The organism is Protofrankia sp. Cj5 (assembly GCF_917627405.1).
Taxonomy (GTDB): domain Bacteria; phylum Actinomycetota; class Actinomycetes; order Frankiales; family Frankiaceae; genus Protofrankia.
In genome coordinates, this window is the sequence record NZ_CAKJTO010000036.1 from 1 (window position 1) to 18423 (window position 18423).

Here is an 18423-nt window from a genome sequence, read left to right on the forward strand (position 1 = left end):
GGGTCACACGGTGATTTTCGGGCATGCGGATGCGGCCACCGGTGGTGTTCGCTGGGGTGATGAGCTGTTGACGCCGGTGCAGTTCGCGGATCGTATTCGTGGGTTTCTTCCCGGGGATGGTCAGCCGATTGTTTTGGTGGTGTGTGGTGCGGGGGCTGGGTTCGCTGCTGGGTTGCGGGATGTTCTGGGTGTGGATGTTGTTGCGTCGTCGCAGGATGTGTGGCATCTGCCGGATGGGCGGGTTATTTCGGCGGCGACCGGTGTCAGTGTGACGGGTGTTCCGGGTCCGGTGGTGGGTTCTGGTGGGTGGTCGCGGTTTACCGCGGATGGTGGGCGGGTGGATGTGACGGTGGATGATCTGGCGGTGGCGTTGGCTGCGGCTGGGATACCTATGGGTGGTTTGGTGGCGGGGCAGTCTTCGATGGCTTTGCGGTGGGGCGCCGATACAACCTTCTCTGAAATGCTCCATCATCTACCAGTCGTCCAGGAACCCGTGTACGCGATCTTGCCCTCCATGTCGGAGGATGCTGTCACCCACTGGCTACAAGCCGCGTCCGACCATCCGCTGACGGTCTCGAACACGCTGCCGGAGACCTACGCTGACATGACTGTCGTGCAGTTCCCGCCGGGCACCGGCCGGGACGCCTCCACCGTGCTGAACGTGGATTCGGCGGCGGTGACCGTCGCCGTTGTCGACCCGTCGACTGAGATTGACCTGATGGTCGAGGACTGGCCAGAGCCCGGCTCGACGTTTGTGACGCTTCGCCATGATTCTTCGGATCCGCCGGATTCCGCGCCGGTTGTCGGCAGCCCAGGCGGTGGCCGGAAGACCAGCGCCACCGGAGCCACGAATGCGTCCCGCCCCGCCACCGGCGCGAGTTCCCCCTGGGGGTGGTCCAGCAGCGGGATGTCCACTGCCGGTGAACTACTGCGGCGGGTCGGTGCCGTGCGGGCGGCCGAGCTGCTCGATGCGGTGGAACGGTTCGTGGAGAGCGGTTCTGGCCGGGCGCTGTTGACGCCCAACGATCTCCTCGCCTTGGTGGTGCGGGGTCACAACGGCATCCACCGCACAACCGCCTATGAGAAGGATCTTCCTGATCTCAAGGTCAGGACATACCACGGATGGATGTACACAGCGAACCTGTTCACCCCGGAGATGGCCGCCAGCCTGCGGCCCGGCACCCGGGTCGGCCTGCCGGGATTCGCGCAGGCGTCGTCCGATCCGGCCACGATCGTCGGCGCCGCCGTCGGCCTGGCAATCTTCGGTACCGCGCTGGACCTCTCCGAGATGAACGGCCAGCCGCCGGGGACCATCTTATTGATCATGCCTGGCCATTCCTACGCGGTGATCGAGGCGGGCCGTGACGCATTGAATGCTGTACGTATCACCCTTATGGAGTAGCGAGGACGTACCCGAAGGCTCCGCGGTTCGCGGCGGCAGGCGGCCATGGCAACGAGGAGAGCTCGTGCCCGCCGCTTATTTTTTTTGGCCTGCTACTTGACATAGCAAGGTAGCTTGCTAAATTTACTTGCATGCCCAACGCTCACGATCCGCAGCTCCTCAAAGGCGTGCTGTCACTGCTGCTGCTGTGCCTGCTCGCCGAACGCGAGTCGTATGGGTACCAGTTGGTGCAACGTCTTCGCGAGATCGGCCTGTCCGACATCTCGGACGGCACCGTCTATCCGGCGCTGACCCGGCTGGAGCGCGAAGGCCGGGTGACCAGCCGGCTGGTCACCTCTCGCTCAGGGCCTGCCCGCAAGTACTACCGACCCACCGAGGCGGGCTACGCGGCGCTGGCACAGGGGACCGTCCACTGGCTGTCGCTCGCCGACGTGGTCAACCCGGTGCTGTCCCGGCCGATCCCTGCGCAGCCTGCCCCACCTTCCGAGGAGGTCTGACATGACTCGTAGCCTGACCTGGGCCGACCGGTTGCGTATTGAACGCGCGGTGTGGACGCTCGACACCTATCTGACCGATCTGCCGAGGAAATCGCGGATCACTCAGCGCCGAGAGGTGCGTACCAACCTGCGCGCCGCCGCGGACGATGTCGGCACTGCCGAAGCGCTGCGGCGCCTGGGCAACCTGCGCCGGCTCGCGGCGGGCTACCTGGCCGCCGAATACGGGGAGTGGCAGCCCCGGCCTGAGTGGAGGACCGGAGCCGCCTGCATGCTCCTCGCGGTCCTCTTGATGACCAAGCTGGTGGCGGTCGGGCAGACTGCCTTTGGTGACGGCATTCGCGCGGTCGATCCACACGCCAGCGGCACATTCCACTGGCACGGGTTCACGTATCTGAACCAGGAGACCACGTACACCTTTGTCGACGGCAGGTACAGCACACTCGGGGGAGCGTGGACCCCGTTGGTCTACGCCGGCTTCGCCGTGGCGTTCATCCTCGGCGGTCGACTCTGGCGATTGCTGCCGGCCTGGCGCCGCAGGAATGCCGACGACTGAGAACGGTGGGCGCTCACCCGGCAGCCGCGCGACGCTGAACCAGCCGATTGGTATGGCCGGGTCTTCGGTCGATCATTCGGCGGTGAGTGACTCGGCAGTAGGTGAACGGACAGTAGGTGAACTGGCAGGGGGCGGCTCGCTGGTGGGTGGTTCGACGGTGGACGGTCGGGTCGGGTGTTCCCGCCAGCGGGAGGTGATCGGTAGCCTGCGGTCGCGACCGAAGGCCTTCGACGTCACCTTCGGTCCAGGGGGATTCTGCCGGCGTTTGTACTCGGCGAGGTCCACCAGCCGGATCACCCGTTCCACGGTTTCGGGGCTGTGACCTGCTGTGATCAGTTCGGTGCGGCCCTGGTCGCGCTCGACGTAGTCGTCGAGCACGGCGTCCAGGGTGGAGTAGTCCGGCAGCCGGTCCGAGTCGAGCTGGCCGGGAGCGAGCTCGGCGGACGGCGGCTTGACGATGATCTCTTCGGGGATGGGCGGGGTCTCGCCCTGGCGGTCGGCTTCCGCGTTACGCCAGCGCGCGAGTTCCCAGACCAGGGTCTTGGGCACATCCTTGATCGGGGCGAAGCCGCCCGCGCTGTCGCCGTAGAGGGTGGAGAACCCGGTCGCGAGCTCGCTCTTGTTGCCGGTGGTGAGTACCAGCTGGCCGTGGGCGTTCGACAGCGCCATCAGCAGCGTCCCGCGGACCCGGGCCTGCAGGTTCTCCGCGGCCAGACCGGCGAGCCCGCCGGTAGCGGTGAGCGCGCGGTGGAAGGAGTCGACCACCGGCTGGATCGGGATCACGGTGTGTGTGACACCGGTCCGCCTGGCGAGCTCGGCCGCGTCGTCCACCGACCCGGTCGACGAGTGGATCGACGGCATCGCGACGGTGTGCACCTGCTCGGCGCCGAGAGCGTCCACGGCGATCGCGGCGACCAGCGCTGAGTCGATGCCGCCGGACAGGCCGAGTACGACCGAGGTGAACCCGTTCTTGCGGACGTAGTCCCGGGTGCCGGTGACTACCGCGCGGTACAGTTCGGCCGCGGAGTCCAGTCGGTGCGCCACGACCGGCGCCTCGGCATCGAACGCCGGGACAGGCTCGCTCGCCAGCGGCAGCCGGGTCACCGTCATCGCGGTGCCGTCGCCCGCGTCCACCGAGGTCCCCTCGCCTGCCGCCCTGCCCGCGGCCAGGGCGGCAGCGCCGGTCGGCAGGTCCAGGTCGACGGTCAGCAGCGTCTCGGTGAACTGTTCGGCGCGGGCGAGGAGGCGGCCGGCGGCGTCGACCGCGAGCGAACCACCGTCGAAGACGAGCTCGTCCTGGCCGCCGACAAGGTTGACGTACACGAGCGCGGCGCCGGCCTCACGCGCTCGCCGGGCTGACAGCTCGTCACGTTGGAACGTCTTTCCGCGTTCGTACGGTGACCCGTTGACGCACACCAGCAGGTTCACCCCGGCGGCCCGCGCGACCGCGACCGGCCCGCCGTCCTGCCAGAGGTCCTCGCAGATGGTGAGCCCTACATCCACGCCGTGCAGCCGGAAGACCGGGAAGTCGTAACCGGGGACGAAATAGCGGAACTCGTCGAACACGCCGTAGTTCGGTAGGTGGTGCTTGGCGTAGCGGGCCACGACCTCACCACGCCACAACACCGCGGCAGCGTTCTGTGGCTCGCCCGCGGGACGGCCCAGGCGCGGCGTAGGAGCGCGGGAGGTGCCGAGGTAACCCACGATCACGGCCAGCTCCCCGCTGCCCTCGTCGGCCAGTCGTCGGGCAAGGCGATCGACGGCGTCGCGGGACGCCGCGGCGAACGAACGGCGCAGGACGAGATCCTCCGCGGGGTACCCGGTGAGCGTCATCTCGGGGAACGCCACCAGGTGAGCCCCGCGGCGTGCGGCGAGCCGTACCCATTCGCTCACCAGGTCCGCGTTTGCTTCAAGATCTCCTACTGTGGTGTTGACCTGAGCGAGCGCGACACGCAACTGGGCCATGGGTGCAGCCTAGAGCCCAAAGGTTGCGCGATCATGTTTTCCGCGCTGCCGAAGAGCTGAGGGCTGCGGCCGTGGCGGCTGCATGAGAGCGTGTGGGCAGGTCAGTCGCTATGGTCGGCGTTAGCAACCTGACGGGCCTCGGGTGACGCGGGGAGATCCCTCTCCCGCCAGACAGATTGTTTTGTGATCAAATGGGTTCTTCGTGATCGCGTTGCCGCCAGCCCGGTTGAACCTCGCCCGCCCGCGACGGCGAGCCCGACTCTCAGCGCGGAGGCGGTCATGGACAAGCAGCAGGAGTTCGTCCTGCGTACGATGGAGGAACGAGATATCCGGTTTGTCCGGCTGTGGTTCACCGACGTGCTTGGGGTGCTGAAGTCCGTCGAGATCGCGCCGGCTGAACTTGAGGGGGCGTTGGCCGAGGGCATCGGTTTCGATGGTTCCTCGATCGAGGGGTTCGCCCGCGTACACGAAGCCGACATGCTCGCGAAACCGGATCCGTCGACATTCCAGGTGCTGCCCTGGCGCGGTGAGAACCCGGCTACCGCCCGGATGTTCTGCAACCTCGTCATGCCCGGCGGTACGCCGTCCCCGGCGGATTCGCGCTGGGTTCTGCGTCGTATACTGGCCAGCGCGGCGGATGCTGGTTTCACTTTCTACACCCATCCCGAGATAGAATTCTTCCTACTGCGGCAGGCGCCGGCACGTGGTGCTCCGGTACCATCACCGGTGGACGAGTCCGGATATTTCGACCTGACACCGAACGACGTCAGTCATGAATTCCGACAGCAGGTCATCGGGGTCTTGGAACGCCTGGGGATATCGGTCGAGTTCAGCCACCACGAGGTCGCGCCCGGCCAGCAGGAAATTGATCTACGGTATGCCGACGCACTCACCATCGCTGACAATATCATGACTTTTCGCCAGGTGGTGAAGGAGGTAGCTCGCCGGCAGGGCGTCTACGCGACTTTCATGCCGAAACCCTACAGTGATCAGGCCGGGTCCGGTATGCACACCCATCTGAGCCTTTTCGAAGGTGATCGGAACGCGTTTCACGACCCGACCGATGCCTACCATCTCTCCAAGGTCGCGCAGGCGTTCATCGCCGGCCTCCTCCGGCACGCCGCCGAGATCACCGCGGTCACCAACCAGTGGGTGAACTCGTACAAGCGGATCATCGGTGACCAGCGTGCCGGCGAGGTGCTGGAGGCGCCCGCCTACGTCTGCTGGGGACACAACAACCGGTCCGCACTCGTGCGGGTGCCGTTGTACAAACCGAACAAGCCGAATACGGCCCGCATCGAGTTCCGCTCGCCCGACAGCGCGTGCAACCCCTATCTCGCCTTCGCGCTGATTCTCGCGGCTGGCCTGCGCGGGATCCAGGAGGGTTACGAACTCCCACCGCCAGCGGCCGACGACGTGTGGACGCTCAGCGAGTCGCAGCGCCATGAGCGGGGTATCACGGCGTTGCCCGGTTCGTTGGCGGAGGCGATTGCCACCATGGAAAGATCCACGCTGGTTCGTGAGACGCTCGGCGACGACCTTTTCGAGTTCTTCCTGCGGAACAAACGTGCCGAATGGGCCGAGTACCGCCGTCAGGTCACACCCTTCGAGATTGACCGGTATCTACCGATATTGTGACCGGCAGTTAAGAGGCTCCGGCAGCAGGGCGTTCGATCAGGGAGCGGTGTCCGGGTGGATGGATCGCGAGGCGGCGGAGGGAGGCGCCCTGGTTTGGGCGTCGACCGACGGCAACGACGCGAGGCGCCGCTCGGACTGCGCGAGCCGGACAGTCCTGTTGCCGGAGCCTCTAGCCACACCCATCCACGGGGGAGCTCCATCCAGGCGCAGCTGGCTCGGATGGGTTTCAGTAATGTCGACAGATCCGTTGCCAGCATGGGGCGGCTCGGGCTGCTCGCCGGTACCGACAGCCCCAGCGGGGCCACTGGCGTCAGCGGTGGTACCGGTGTCAGCGCCGCTGTCGGCGCGGCGCCGCCCGGCGCTGCCGACCGGCCAGGCGTCGACCTCTCACGCAGCCCTGTCCTGGTGGCGCTCTCGCGGGCGGCTGATCCCGATCTGGCGCTCGCGGCGCTGGAACGGATCGTGGCGACAGCGCCGCCCGCGGCCGGGCGTGAGCTGCTCGCGGCGTTGGCCGGTCAGCCGGGGCTGCGCGGCCGGCTCGTCGCGGTGCTCGGTGCGAGTACCGCGCTCGGCGACCATCTGGTCCGCCATCCCACCGACTGGCGGGTGATCGCTGACGACGGCGTGCTGCGGGCCGCGCCGAACGACCGCGTCACCCGTGCGCGCCTGCTGCGTGCTGTCGGAGCGGACCCGCAGGAGGCCGAGCCGCGCGCCGTCGGGGACGGTACCGATGTTCTGGACGCGCTGCGCGTTGCCTATCGTCGTGCTCTGTTCGTCCTCGCGGCTCGTGATCTCACCGGCGCTGTGTCCTTTGATGATGCCACCGCGGAGCTTGCCGGCCTCGCCGGAGCCGCCCTTGACGCCGCGCTCGCCGTGGCGCGGTCGGCGGTGCGGCCGGCGGCGGCGCCGGTTCGTCTCGCCGTCATCGGTATGGGTAAGTGCGGTGGCCGGGAGCTGAACTATGTCAGCGACGTCGACGTCCTGTTCGTAGCGGAACCTGGACGGTCCGGCGGCGGTACTCAGGACGACCGGGCCGACGAGGCCGCCGCGCTGGAGGTGGCCACCCGTCTCGCGGAGGGGATGGTCCGTGCGTGTGGGGCGGTCACCCGTGAGGGCATGTTGTTCCAGCTCGACGTGGGGCTGCGGCCCGAGGGCCGGGACGGCTCGCTGGTGCGTACGCTGGCCAGCCACGACGCCTACTATCGGCGATGGGCGAGAACCTGGGAGTTCCAGGCGCTGCTCAAGGCGCGCCCGGTCGCGGGCGACCATGAGCTGGGAGCGCGGTTCTGCGCCGCGGTCAGGCCGCTGGTCTGGTCAGCCGCGTCGCGGCCGGGGTTCGTCAGCGACGTCCAGACGATGCGGCGGCGGGTGGAACGGTCGCTGCCGCCGGGAGACGCTGACCGTAACCTCAAACTCGGTCCGGGCGGGCTGCGCGATGTCGAGTTCGCCGTCCAGCTGCTCCAGCTCGTCCACGGCCGGACCGACCCCAAGCTGCGGACGGTCTCGACGCTGTCCGCGCTCGACGCGCTCGCCCGCGGTGGCTATGTGGCCCGCCGGGACGCGGCCGGTCTCGCGAACGCGTACCGCTTCCTGCGAGCTACCGAGCACCGCCTGCAGCTGCAACGGCTCCGCCGGGTGCACACCCTGCCCCGCGACCCCGGTGAGCTGCGCTGGTTGGCCCGATCTCTTGGTTTCACATCCGCGGAGGAGATCCAGAACGAGCATGCCCGGGTCGCCCGGTTCGTGCGCCGGCTGCACGAGCGGCTTTTCTACCAGCCATTGCTGGCGGCGGTGGCACGGCTGTCGGTCGAGGAGGTCCGGCTCACGCCCGCGGAGGCCCGGGATCGGCTGGCGGCGCTGGGGTTTGCCGACACCGCACGCGCGCTGCGCCACATCGAGGCGCTGACCAACGGTGTCAGCCGGACGGCCACGATCCAACGCCGCCTGCTCCCGGCGATGTTGCATTGGTTCGCCGACGCGGCCGACCCCGACGCCGGTCTGCTCGCCTACCGTCAGGTCAGCGATGCGCTGGGCCACACGCCCTGGTATCTGCGGCTGCTGCGGGACGACAGCGGTGCGGCTGAACGGCTGTGCCGCGTACTGGCGACGAGCAGCTATGCCGCGGACCTGATGCAGCGCGCGCCGGAATCGGTGCGGCTGCTGCGGACTATCGACGACCTGCGTCCCCGCACCCGTGACCAGCTGGTTCAGGTAATGATCGCGGTTGCCCGCCGCAATCCGTCCGGGGAGCAGGCGGTTGGGCGGGCACGGGCGGTACGTCGGGTCGAACTCGTCCGGGTTGCCTGCGCGGATGTGCTCGGGCTGCTGGACGCCGCCGCGGTCGGCCGGGCGCTGTCGGACGCGGCGGCCGCGACCATCGAGGCCGCTCTGTTCGTGGCGGAACGGCGCTTCGAGCGACAGGCCGGCCGGCCGCTGCCGGTACGGATCGCGGTGATGGCCATGGGCCGTCTCGGCGGTGGTGAACTGTCCTACGGCAGCGACGCGGATGTCGTGTTCGTCCACGAGCCGATCGATGGCCGGGCGGACGGCACGACAGCCGGTGCTGGGATCGGTGTCACCGACAGCGAAGCGGCCGATGCCGCGGGTGCGGTCGTGGCCGAACTGCGCCGGCTGCTCGCCGTGCCCGCCGGCGACCCGCCGCTGATCCTTGACGTGCAGCTGCGCCCGGAGGGCAGCGCGGGCCCGATGACCCGTACGCCGGCCAGTTACGCGGCCTACTTTCGCCGGTGGTCGGCAGGCTGGGAGGCACAGGCGCTGTTGCGGGCGCGGCCGGTCGCCGGCGACACGGAACTGGGCGACCGGTTCCGCGACTGGGTGGATGAGATCCGCTACCCGGCGTTTCTGCCCCCTGGCACGGTGGCCGAGGTCGTCCGGCTGCGAGGCAGGATGGAGGCCGAGCGCATCCCGCGAGGCGTTGATCGTTCCCTGCATCTGAAACTCGGGCCCGGCGGCCTTACCGATGTGGAGTGGGTGGTGCAGGTGCTGCAGCTGCGTCACGGCCGGGCGATAGCGGCGTTGCGTACGACGTCAACGCTTGCCGGGCTTCGGGCGGCCACCGCGGCCGGCCTGCTCGACCCTGCCGAGGCCGCGGCCCTGGCGGACGCATGGATCTTCGCGTCCCGGCTCCGCAACGCGATCACGCTGGCCCGCGGGCGTCCCGGGGACGTGCTGCCGCGTGAACCGCGGGCGCTGGCCAGGGTCGCGCGGGCGGTCGGCTACGCGGCGGACCAGAGCGAGGCGTTGCTCGGCGACTACCAGCGGATGAGCGCACGTGCGCGCGCGGTGGCCGAGGCTCTTTTCGCCCGCGAAGCGGTAGCTGGGCCGTCCGTCGGATAGTGGGCTTTCCCCGTGCGACGCCATGGGTGTGGCACGGGAAAGCCCGCTATCCGCGATGGTGACGATCAGGCCGTGACGGCGGTCTCGGCCGCCTCCTTTTGGCCTGGGATGGCCAAGATGGGCCTCCCGCCGGCCAGCGCGCTGCAACAGGTGTCGACGATCAGACCGGTGACGAGGTACGGGTCCATGTTGGCGTTCGGGCGACGGTCCTCGATCCAGCCCTTCTTGGCTTTCTCCACCGCCCACGGGATGCGGATCGACGCGCCGCGGTCGGAGGCACCCCAGGAGAACGCGTCGTGCGGAGCGGTCTCATGCTGACCCGTCAGGCGCTTCTCGATCCCGTCACCGTAGTTCTCGACATGCTCCAGCACACGGGTGCCGAGAGCCTCGCATACGGTGACGATCGCTTCCCAGCTTTCCATCGTGGCCTTGGTGGAGAAGTTGGTGTGCGCGCCCGCGCCGTTCCAGTCGCCGGGGATCGGCTTCGCCGCGAACGAGACGGTGACGTCGAAGTCCTCGGCCACCCGGTGCAGCAACCAGCGGCCGATCCAGAGCTGGTCACCGATGGCGGGAGGCGGGAGCACCCCGATCTGAAACTCCCACTGGGCCATCATGACCTCGGCGTTGGTCCCCTCGATGGACAGGCCCGCGTCAAGGCAGGCCTGCGTGTGCCTCTCGACGATGGCACGGCCGACCATCTTCTCGCCGCCGACACCGCAATAGTAGGGGCCCTGTGGGGCCGGAAAGCCCACCGCGGGCCAGCCGAGTGGCCGCCCGTGCTGGAAGAAGGTGTACTCTTGCTCAATTCCGAACATGGGGGACTGGTCCGCGTACTTCTCAGCGGCCTGTCGGCAGAAGGCGCGGGTGTTGGTCGGATGCGGAGTGAAGTCGGTCAGCTGGACCTCGCACAGCACCAGAACGTTATCCCTGCCGCGCAGCGGGTCCGGACAGGTGAACACCGGTTGCAGCACGCAGTCCGAATTGAATCCGGGTGCCTGGTTGGTGCTCGAGCCGTCGAAGCCCCAGATGTCCGGTTCCTTGCCGTCGGCGACGATGCGGGTTTTACTCCGCATCAGAGGTTCCGGCCTGGTGCCGTCGATCCAGATGTACTCGGCCTGGTAGCTCACTCATACTCCCCGTGGTTGGCGTAGCACATAGCGAAGTTTCTCATCGCGCACCTGCGGATCGCCCGACCCCGGCCGCGGGTGACAGGAGGGCTCGTCCGGATCTTTGTTGAGCCCCGTTTCCGCACGGTTCCACCACGGTAAATTTTCGGTCAATCGCGCATTGCTGGACAGTTCATTTCCCGGGCTGCCCGAACTGGCATTCCGGCAGCCGTGAACAAAGTCCGCCGTGCGCGTACCCAGCCATGCGACGGCGCCCGGTCCGCGGTTTTCCGCGAAGCGGGCGCCATCCCATATCCTGCTGTCCGGTTATATTGCGGTCCGCTGCCGCGGGCAGCTGTCCGCGGCCCGCCGTCTCAGCTGTCCGCCGTCAGTTGTCAGATGTCGTAGTAGAGCTGGAACTCATAGGGATGCGGGCGGAGACGAATAGCGTCCACCTCGTGGACACGTTTGTAGTCGATCCATGTCTCGATCAGGTCGGGCGTGAACACGTCGCCCTCGGTCAGGAAATCGTGGTCGGCCTCGAGGGCTTCCAGCACCTTCTCGAGCGATCCCGGCACCTGCGGCACCGCGGCCAGCTCGTCCGGCGGCAGATCGTAGAGATCCTTGTCGATCGGGTCCGGCGGCTCGATCTTGTTGCGGATGCCGTCCAGGCCGGCCATGAGCATGGCAGCGAAGGCCAGGTAGGGATTGCAGCTCGGATCGGGCACGCGGAACTCGATCCGCTTCGCCTTGGGTGAGGCACCGCTGAGCGGGATGCGACAGCAGGCCGAGCGGTTGCGCGCCGAGTAGACGAGGTTGACCGGCGCCTCGTAGCCCGGCACCAGCCGCCGGTAGGAGTTCGTGGTCGGGTTCGTGAACGCCAGCAGCGCCGGCGCGTGGTGAAGCAGCCCACCGATGTAGTACCGGGCCAGCTCGGACAGGCCGCCGTAGCCGCTCTCGCTGTAGAACAGCGGCTCGTCGCCCTGCCAGAGGCTCTGGTGGACGTGCATGCCCGAGCCGTTGTCCTGGAACAGTGGCTTGGGCATAAACGTCACGGTTTTGCCGCGGGACAAGGCAACATTGCGGATGATGTACTTGTACAGCATCAGGTTGTCGGCGGTCCGCAGGAGCGTGCTGTACCGGATGTCGATTTCCGCCTGCCCCGCGGTCCCCACCTCGTGGTGCTGCATCTCGACGGTGATGCCGGCCCGGAACAGCGCCCTTGTCATCTCCGAGCGCAGATCGGTGAAGTGGTCGGTCGGGGGTACGGGGAAGTAGCCGCCCTTGAACCGGGGCTTGTAGCCGAGGTTCCCGCCGTCCTCCTTGCGGGCCGTGTTCCAGGCTGCTTCGATGGAGTCGACAGCGTGCATGGAACCGTACGGGCTGTAGTCATAGCGAACGTCGTCGAAGATGTAGAACTCGGCCTCCGGGCCGAAGTAGGCGGTGTCCGCAAAACCCGTGCCCCGCAGGTAGGCTTCGGCTTTTTTCGCCGTGTTGCGTGGGTCGCGGGAGTACTCCTCCTTTGTGATCGGGTCGTGGATGAAGAAGGTCATCGCGAGCGTCTTGTGCTCACGGAAAGGATCGACGAAGGCTGTGCTCGGGTCCGGTAGGAGCAACATGTCCGATTCGTGGATCGCCTGGAAGCCACGTATCGACGACCCGTCGAACATCAGCCCATCGGTGAACACCGACTCGGCGAAGACCTCGGTCGGGATCGTGAAGTGCTGCATAATTCCGGGAAGGTCGCAGAAGCGGACGTCGACGAACTCAACGCTCTCGTCCGCGATGTAGCGAAGCACATCTTCGGCCTTTATGAACATCCACCCTCCAAGGAAGCTTCATGGCTGTGTGGATGGAAGGATACGCGATGCCCTGATGCGGACCGTAACCTGATGCAGTTCCGCTGATATGACGAAGAAGTTTCCCGTCGGTAACGTGTGGCTAATGTATTGCTCACGGTGATCGTTTCTCCGGGATGGCCCGTGAGGCATACGCTTGCGTGGTGGGACGCGCGCTCGGGAACTGGCTGGAAGGTCCGCAACTGCCCCGGGACTCACCTCCCGGCGTACGGCTCGGCCTACCGGCCGAAGGTTCTGGCGCGGTAGCCGGTTTCGGCCACCGGCTGGCCGCGTTCACGGTGGACGCCATCGTGGCCAACCTGCTGGTGGGTGTCCCGGTGCTCTTCGGGGTCCGCTACTCGGTCGATGCCCGCGGGCTCGCCGTCTACCTTGCGTTCCTGCTGGAGGAGTTCGTCCTGATCGCGGCGAACGGACAGACCATCGGGATGCGGCTGGCGGGCATCGGTGTCATCCGGGTGCGTGACCATGGCCGGGCGGGGTGGCGCTGGGTGGCTGTTCGTACGGTGCTTCTCGGTCTGCTTGTCCCGGCCTTCATCTGGGACCGCGACCTGCGTGCCACCCACGACCGCGCCGCTGGCACCGTGGTCGTCCGCGACGCGGGTCGTGGTTAGGGCGCTAAGAGCGCCCGGCAATAGGGGGCGCCCGTTGCGGGGCACGAGGTCAGCGCATCTTCCCCCCGCGGGGGATGTTGCGGGGGATCGGCCCCTTCGGGATGGGCAGGGAAGGCGCGGTCACCGCCCGCAACCGCCGTTCGACGGGATCAACCTCGCCGCGCCGTAGGGTGCGGGGCAGCCGCATGAGGGTTCCCTGCAGCTTGGGCAGGGGCACCTCGCCGGGCCCGGTGCCGATGACGATGTCGTGGACAGGTGTTTCGCCGATCACCTTGCGGATCCGCCGCACCTCGTTGCCGAGTAGCTCACGCTGACCGCGGCCGCGGCCTTCGGCGATCACCACGACGCCGGCTCGGCACACCACGCGATGCACCACGTCCTGGTGACGGTTGACCGCGACCGCGGGCGTGAGCCGCCAGTCGCCGCGCATGCGCTCGACGATTCCGGCGGCCGCGCCGGGCTGCCCCTCCATCTCGGCGTAAGCGGTCCGCTGCACGCGCCGACTGAAGATGTTCATGGCGCTGACAAGACCCAGCATGATCCCGATGGGCAGCCATATCCACAGCCGCCCGACCAGCACACTGAGCAGCACGCCGATGGCGACAGGGAGGACGAGGCCAACCAGTGACCACCAGAGCGCGCGCGGATCGCGTTCCCGAGTGAGCCGGTACACCGTCCTGACCTGCGCGAGGCGGCCGGGTCGGGCCTTGCCCCCCGTGGCGTCCAGCTGTTGCTTGCGTCCCGAGGCCGTCACTCGGGCCTTTGTCGTACCAGTGCTCGGCGAGTCATTGCCGGAGCTGTTCTTACGCGCCATGACCGCGAGCCTACGACCCGGCGGGACGGATACCCGTACCGTGCTCTTCAGTATAAAATGATCGCCTCTTTGGTGATCGATTGTTCAGCGCTCGGTGGCGAACACGATCCGTCCGCCGATCTGTGGTGGTATGCGGCCCACCGGCAACGAGATCTCGGCGGCGGCGCGCCACGCGTTGCGGCGCGCGGTCCGCTGGCCGCCGTGCGGCAGCAGCAGCAGGGTGAGTTCCTCAACAGCGGTCAGGAGTGACCTCAGCACGACCACACGGACCTCCCGGACCGGTCGTAGGCATTGTTCAGTCATGATCTCGATCGTCATCCACGGGTGGCGGACGAGTGACCTTCCGGTGAGCCTAGTTCCCTTGGGGCGGGTGCACCACTCCGGTGGCTACTCTGCGTAATTATTGTGTCGCCTGGTCGCTTCGCCTCCGGTGCTGGCGCGTTGCTCGATCGCTTGCTGGTACATCCGGCCCGCGCGGTAGGAGGACCGGACCAGCGGACCTGACAGCACCCCCGCGAACCCCATCCGCTCCGCCTCCGCCCGCAGCTCGGTGAACTCCGTGGGGTCTACCCAGCGCCGCACCGGGTGATGCCGTGGGCTGGGCCGCAGGTACTGCGTGATCGTCAGCAGCTCACAGCCGGCATCCAGCAGGTCGGCCATGGTCGCGAGGATCTCCGCTGGCTCTTCCCCGAGGCCGAGGATCAGGTTGGACTTGGTCACCAGACCGGCCGCGCGGGCGGCGCGGAGAACCTCCAGCGACCGGTCATAGCGGAATCCCGGCCGGATCCGGCGGAACACCCGCGGTACCGTCTCGATGTTGTGGGCGAGCACCTCGGGAGCCGCGCCGAACACCTCGGCGAGCTGCTCGGCACGGGCGTGGAAGTCAGGGATGAGCAGTTCAACACCGACGGCGCCGCACAGCGTATGGATCTCCCGGACCGTCTGCGCGTACAGCCACGCCCCACCGTCGGGCAGGTCATCGCGTGCGACTCCGGTCACGGTCGCGTAGCGCAGGCCCATGACGCGGACCGATTCGGCGACCCGACGGGGCTCGTCGGCGTCGAACGCGCCCGGTCGTCCCGAATCGATCTGGCAGAAATCACAACGCCTGGTGCACACTTCCCCACCGATGAGAAAGGTCGCCTCCTGGTCCTCCCAGCACTCGTAGATGTTCGGGCAGCCGGCCTGCTCGCACACCGTGTGCAGGCCCTTGTCGTGGACGAGATCCAGGATGCCGGAGTACCGCGGGCCGGTCCGCAGCCGGGTGCGGATCCAGGGCGGTTTGCGCTCGATCGGCGTTGCCGCGTTGCGTAGCTCCAGCCGCAGCAGCTTTCTGCCGTCCGGCGTGACCGCGGTCACCCTGCCATCTCCGGCTCGCGTACCGTCTCGGTCGCCCGGTCCGGTGGTGGCAGGGCTGACGACAGCGTTGAGGCCACCGCCTGGCCGCCGGCCGGGCCGGGCGCCGTGAAGGCTGTCAGCACGTTGACCAGGCGGTCCGTCACGATGGGCAGGGCCTCGGCGACCGTCACGGTCCGGGCGAGCTCCTGGCTGAGGCTGGTCACCGCGGCGTCGGCGATCCCGCACGGGATGATCCGGCTGAAGGCGGCCAGGTCCGGGCAGCAGTTGAGCGCGAAGCCGTGATAGGCGACGCGGGAACGCACCCGTACACCGATCGCCGCGAGCTTGCGTGCGCCGTCGGTGGTCCATACGCCGCTGCGTCCGGTCACCCGCGCGGTCGGGAGGCCGAGGTCGGCACAGGCTGCGATCAGCCCGTTCTCCAGCGCGCGGACGTAGGCCACCACATCCAGCGGCGTTGGCAGGCGCACGACCGGATAACCCACGAGCTGGCCGGGGCCGTGCCAGGTGATCTTTCCGCCTCGGTCGACGTCCACCACCGCGGTGCCGTCAACCGGGCGTTCCCATGGCTGGGTACGGCGACCAGCCGTGTAGACGGCGGGGTGTTCCAGGAGGATCAACGTGTCGCCTGTCTGGTCAGCGATCCGCCGGTCGGCCAGCGAACGCTGGAGCCGCCAGGCATCGTCGTAGGGAACCAGGCCCAGCCGCATGACCTCCATGCACACGAGGCTACGCTGACCTGTGGTGCTGTCCCAGCGCGGACAGGAAGACGCCGTCTGGGTCACACATCTGGCAGGCGCCGGGGGACCACCTGCGTCTCCCGGGCGCCTGCCTCCACGGCCGAGTCCCGCTCGACCCGCCAGGCGTACGCGTCGGCCCGGTCGGCGACCGCCTCCACCAGCTCGGTGCCGCGAAAGTGCAGGCCGACGCCGTCATCGGTGGCCCAACCGGGCGGCAGGATGCCCGCGGCGACCAGCCCGCGGTACAACGGCCGCCGGCCGGCTTCGGAGTCGTAGTGCGGCGTGTTGCTGAACGGCAGCAGAGCGAGCCCATCAGTGACTGGCCGCAGGTCCGGCCCGAACGAGTCGGTGGTACCGCCGGCATGCCAACACAGCGACCCCGCGGACACGCCGGCCAGGACAACCCCGGCCTGCCACGCTTCTTTCATGATCGAATCGAGGCCGTGGACCCGCCACACCGCGAGCAGGTTCGCGACGCTGCCACCGCCCACCCAGATCACATCCTGATCCAGCAGGTGCGCGCGTACGTCGGCCACGTTCGGCATGGGGAACAGGGCGAGATGGGACACGCGCACGTCCGGCAGATCACGTGCGAGTGCCGCGTAGTAGCGCGCGTAGCTCGCCGGGTCGTCACCGCTGGCCGTCGCCAGCAGGCAGAGCTTGGGACGTGCCGGGCTCTGGGCCAGGTGCAGCGCGTGGCGGATGACCGGGCCGACCCGGATGCCCCACCGCCCGTCCGGCGCGAAGCCGGCGCTGGTCGCGAGAATGTTCATGGTGTAGCCCCCGTCCCGGTCGCATCCGTTGGCCGGCGCTCGCCGCACGCGGCGGCCCGGAGCGGCGCGAAGCGGTGTGCCCGGTGGGAGCCTATCGTCGGGCCAGGCGTTCACACGAGTTATCCACAGGTTTATGGAGACGGCTGCACAGAATTGCTTTTTCGGCCTACCGTCACGGCTTGTGGCAGCAGTGGACGATTCCATGGGTTCTCGCGGACGGCGCGGGATTCCGGCTGGTCCGGTCATTCCCGGGGTGGTATTGCGGGCCCGTGTGCGAGACGGTGGTGCCGGCGAGGTCTGGGCCGGCCGCATGGTGGCCACGGGAGCCGAGTGCGTGGTCCGCCGGGTGCGGCTGCCACCGGACGCCGTGGCGAGGGATGCCGCGATGCGGGCGGCGCGAGCCCTGGTCGGGCTTTCGCATCCGCACCTCCTCCCGCTTATCGATGTGATCGCCACGGCTGAGGGCCTCGCGGTGATCGCCGAGCCCGTTACCGGGGCGATCAGTCTGGGCCAGCTGTTGGGGACGCGGGAACGCCTCGACCCCGGCGAGGTGGTCACGGTGGGGTTACCACTGGCTCAGGCGCTGGCCGCGGCGCATGCCGCCGGGTTCACCCACGGGCAACTTGATCTTGATGATGTCCTGTTGGAGCCGAACGGCCGGCCGGTGCTCGCCGGTGTCGGCGTCGCGGGCCTGGCAGGTGTGGTCACGACACCGGCAGCGGACGTCAGCGATCTCGCGAGTCTGCTGCTCGCGACGATGCCGCAGGCGACCGGTCCGGACGCGGCGGCCGTTGCGGTGGCGGTCGCGCCGGCCCTGGTTGATGATCCCGTCCGCAGGCCCACGGCGGAGGAGCTGGTCGCGGCCTTGGCGCACAGCTGCAATCCGGCGCCGGTTCGCTTCGTCAGCGACGCGGTCACTCCGCTGCCGCTGCCGCTGCCCCCGCAGCCGACCGGAGCCGACGATGCCCAGCTTGAACCCGCCAGCCGCGGCCTGCGGACAAAGCCGCCCGCCCACACGATGCCACGATCGGCCCGGTCGCCGCGCGCCCAGGCGGCCGGCACCGCTGGCGGTTCACGTGCCTCCAGCTCTCGCGGGTCGAGCTCTCGCGGGTCGAGCTCTCGCGGGTCGAGCTCTCGCGCGGCCCTTGTGCGTACTGTCGCCGCGCATGGCGAACCGCGCGCCGGGTTCTCCGGCCAGCGGCGCATCCTGGTCATCGTGGCTGTGGTCACCGTGATCGCGGCGCTGGCGGTCGGTGGCCTGCTGGTCGCCGTCCGGTCCGCTCCGCGGCAGGCGCGTCAACTCGATGCGGCTCCCGCCACGGGCTTGCCGTCCGAGCAGGGCTGGCGGGATGTCCTGGCGGGCTTGGACGTTGCCCGCAGCCGGGCGTTCGAACAGGCGAACGAGGCAGGTCTGACCGATGTGGACGCCGCCGGTAGCACCGCCTATGCCCGGGATGTGGTGCTGATGCGGCAGATGGTCGCGCGCGGTGGCCATGCGGTCGGCTTACATCAGGAGATTATTGATCTTGCTGTCAGGGAGGCTGGAAGCGAGAAGTCCGTACTACGAGTCACCGATCGGCTCCCTCCGTACAGTTATGTGGACGCCTCGGGAAAGGTCCTCGCCAGTCAGCCTGGGCATGACCGGCAACAGTGGGACATCGCCATGGTCAGGGCCGAGCAGGGCTGGCGGATCGCCAAGGTCGACACCGTCGGCTGAATGCCGTTGATCGTGCTGCCGATCGCTCAGCGGTG

Annotated in this window: 15 protein-coding genes; 7 read left to right on the plus strand and 8 right to left on the minus strand. The window is 68.3% G+C overall.

Going from position 1 to position 18423, the window contains the following annotated elements:
• The 3 genes from MJ777_RS10125 to MJ777_RS10135 all read left to right on the plus strand — a co-directional run.
• A partial coding sequence (locus tag MJ777_RS10125) for a hypothetical protein (protein ID WP_239375504.1) occupies nucleotides 1–1402 on the plus strand: 1402 nt, incomplete at its 5' end.
• Nucleotides 1403–1533: 131 nt separating this feature from the next.
• Nucleotides 1534–1899, plus strand: coding sequence for a PadR family transcriptional regulator (locus tag MJ777_RS10130; RefSeq protein ID WP_239347259.1), 366 nt, complete (start codon nucleotides 1534–1536; stop codon nucleotides 1897–1899).
• A 1-nt stretch (nucleotide 1900) separates the two neighbouring features.
• Complete coding sequence (locus MJ777_RS10135; RefSeq protein WP_239375506.1) at nucleotides 1901–2452, plus strand: hypothetical protein; 552 nt, start codon at nucleotides 1901–1903, stop codon at nucleotides 2450–2452.
• 72 nt (nucleotides 2453–2524) lie between these two features.
• On the opposite strand, the gene MJ777_RS10140 is transcribed toward MJ777_RS10135, so the two are convergent.
• Nucleotides 2525–4417 (minus strand): NAD+ synthase, encoded by a 1893-nt coding sequence (locus MJ777_RS10140; RefSeq protein WP_239375508.1) that lies wholly within the window; start codon nucleotides 4415–4417, stop codon nucleotides 2525–2527.
• 279 nt (nucleotides 4418–4696) lie between these two features.
• Here MJ777_RS10140 and MJ777_RS10145 point away from each other — a divergent pair, with 279 nt between their 5' ends.
• Nucleotides 4697–6055 carry a glutamine synthetase family protein gene (locus MJ777_RS10145; RefSeq protein ID WP_239311166.1) on the plus strand — a complete coding sequence of 453 codons (1359 nt, stop codon included), beginning with the start codon at nucleotides 4697–4699 and terminating at the stop codon, nucleotides 6053–6055.
• A gap of 219 nt (nucleotides 6056–6274) precedes the next feature.
• Nucleotides 6275–9412: a bifunctional [glutamine synthetase] adenylyltransferase/[glutamine synthetase]-adenylyl-L-tyrosine phosphorylase gene (locus tag MJ777_RS10150; RefSeq protein WP_239375510.1), complete on the plus strand. Its 3138-nt coding sequence runs from the start codon at nucleotides 6275–6277 to the stop codon at nucleotides 9410–9412.
• Between the two features lie 65 nt (nucleotides 9413–9477).
• Here the strand turns inward: MJ777_RS10150 and glnII are convergent, their stop codons facing one another.
• Both glnII and glnA read right to left on the minus strand, forming a co-directional pair.
• Nucleotides 9478–10539: a glutamine synthetase GlnII gene (glnII, locus tag MJ777_RS10155; RefSeq protein WP_239311165.1), complete on the minus strand. Its 1062-nt coding sequence runs from the start codon at nucleotides 10537–10539 to the stop codon at nucleotides 9478–9480.
• Between the two features lie 374 nt (nucleotides 10540–10913).
• The gene (gene glnA / locus MJ777_RS10160) at nucleotides 10914–12338 is read right to left on the minus strand and encodes a type I glutamate--ammonia ligase (RefSeq protein WP_239311164.1); all 1425 of its coding nucleotides are present in this window, start codon (nucleotides 12336–12338) and stop codon (nucleotides 10914–10916) included.
• A 179-nt stretch (nucleotides 12339–12517) separates the two neighbouring features.
• On the opposite strand from glnA, the gene MJ777_RS10165 reads away from it, so the two are divergent.
• Entirely contained in the window at nucleotides 12518–12988 is a 471-nt protein-coding gene (locus tag MJ777_RS10165) for an RDD family protein (RefSeq protein ID WP_308127806.1), read from the plus strand.
• A 49-nt stretch (nucleotides 12989–13037) separates the two neighbouring features.
• Here the strand turns inward: MJ777_RS10165 and MJ777_RS10170 are convergent, their stop codons facing one another.
• The 5 genes from MJ777_RS10170 to MJ777_RS10190 form a co-directional block, all read right to left on the minus strand.
• A complete protein-coding gene (locus MJ777_RS10170) occupies nucleotides 13038–13802 on the minus strand; it encodes a DUF4191 domain-containing protein (RefSeq protein WP_239311163.1) in 765 nt (254 codons plus the stop codon).
• 84 nt (nucleotides 13803–13886) lie between these two features.
• Nucleotides 13887–14105 (minus strand): hypothetical protein, encoded by a 219-nt coding sequence (locus MJ777_RS10175; RefSeq protein WP_239311162.1) that lies wholly within the window; start codon nucleotides 14103–14105, stop codon nucleotides 13887–13889.
• 84 nt (nucleotides 14106–14189) lie between these two features.
• Nucleotides 14190–15161 (minus strand): lipoyl synthase, encoded by a 972-nt coding sequence (gene lipA, locus MJ777_RS10180; protein WP_239311161.1) that lies wholly within the window; start codon nucleotides 15159–15161, stop codon nucleotides 14190–14192.
• Nucleotides 15158–15877 carry a lipoyl(octanoyl) transferase LipB gene (gene lipB / locus MJ777_RS10185; protein WP_255724028.1) on the minus strand — a complete coding sequence of 240 codons (720 nt, stop codon included), beginning with the start codon at nucleotides 15875–15877 and terminating at the stop codon, nucleotides 15158–15160. Before lipB ends, lipA begins: the two co-directional genes overlap by 4 nt.
• A 62-nt stretch (nucleotides 15878–15939) precedes the next feature.
• Entirely contained in the window at nucleotides 15940–16671 is a 732-nt protein-coding gene (locus MJ777_RS10190; protein WP_239311159.1) for a peptidase E, read from the minus strand.
• A 202-nt stretch (nucleotides 16672–16873) separates the two neighbouring features.
• Between MJ777_RS10190 and MJ777_RS10195 the strand changes: the two genes are divergently transcribed.
• The gene (locus MJ777_RS10195) at nucleotides 16874–18388 is read left to right on the plus strand and encodes a protein kinase (protein WP_239375512.1); all 1515 of its coding nucleotides are present in this window, start codon (nucleotides 16874–16876) and stop codon (nucleotides 18386–18388) included.
• Nucleotides 18389–18423: the final 35 nt, after the last annotated feature.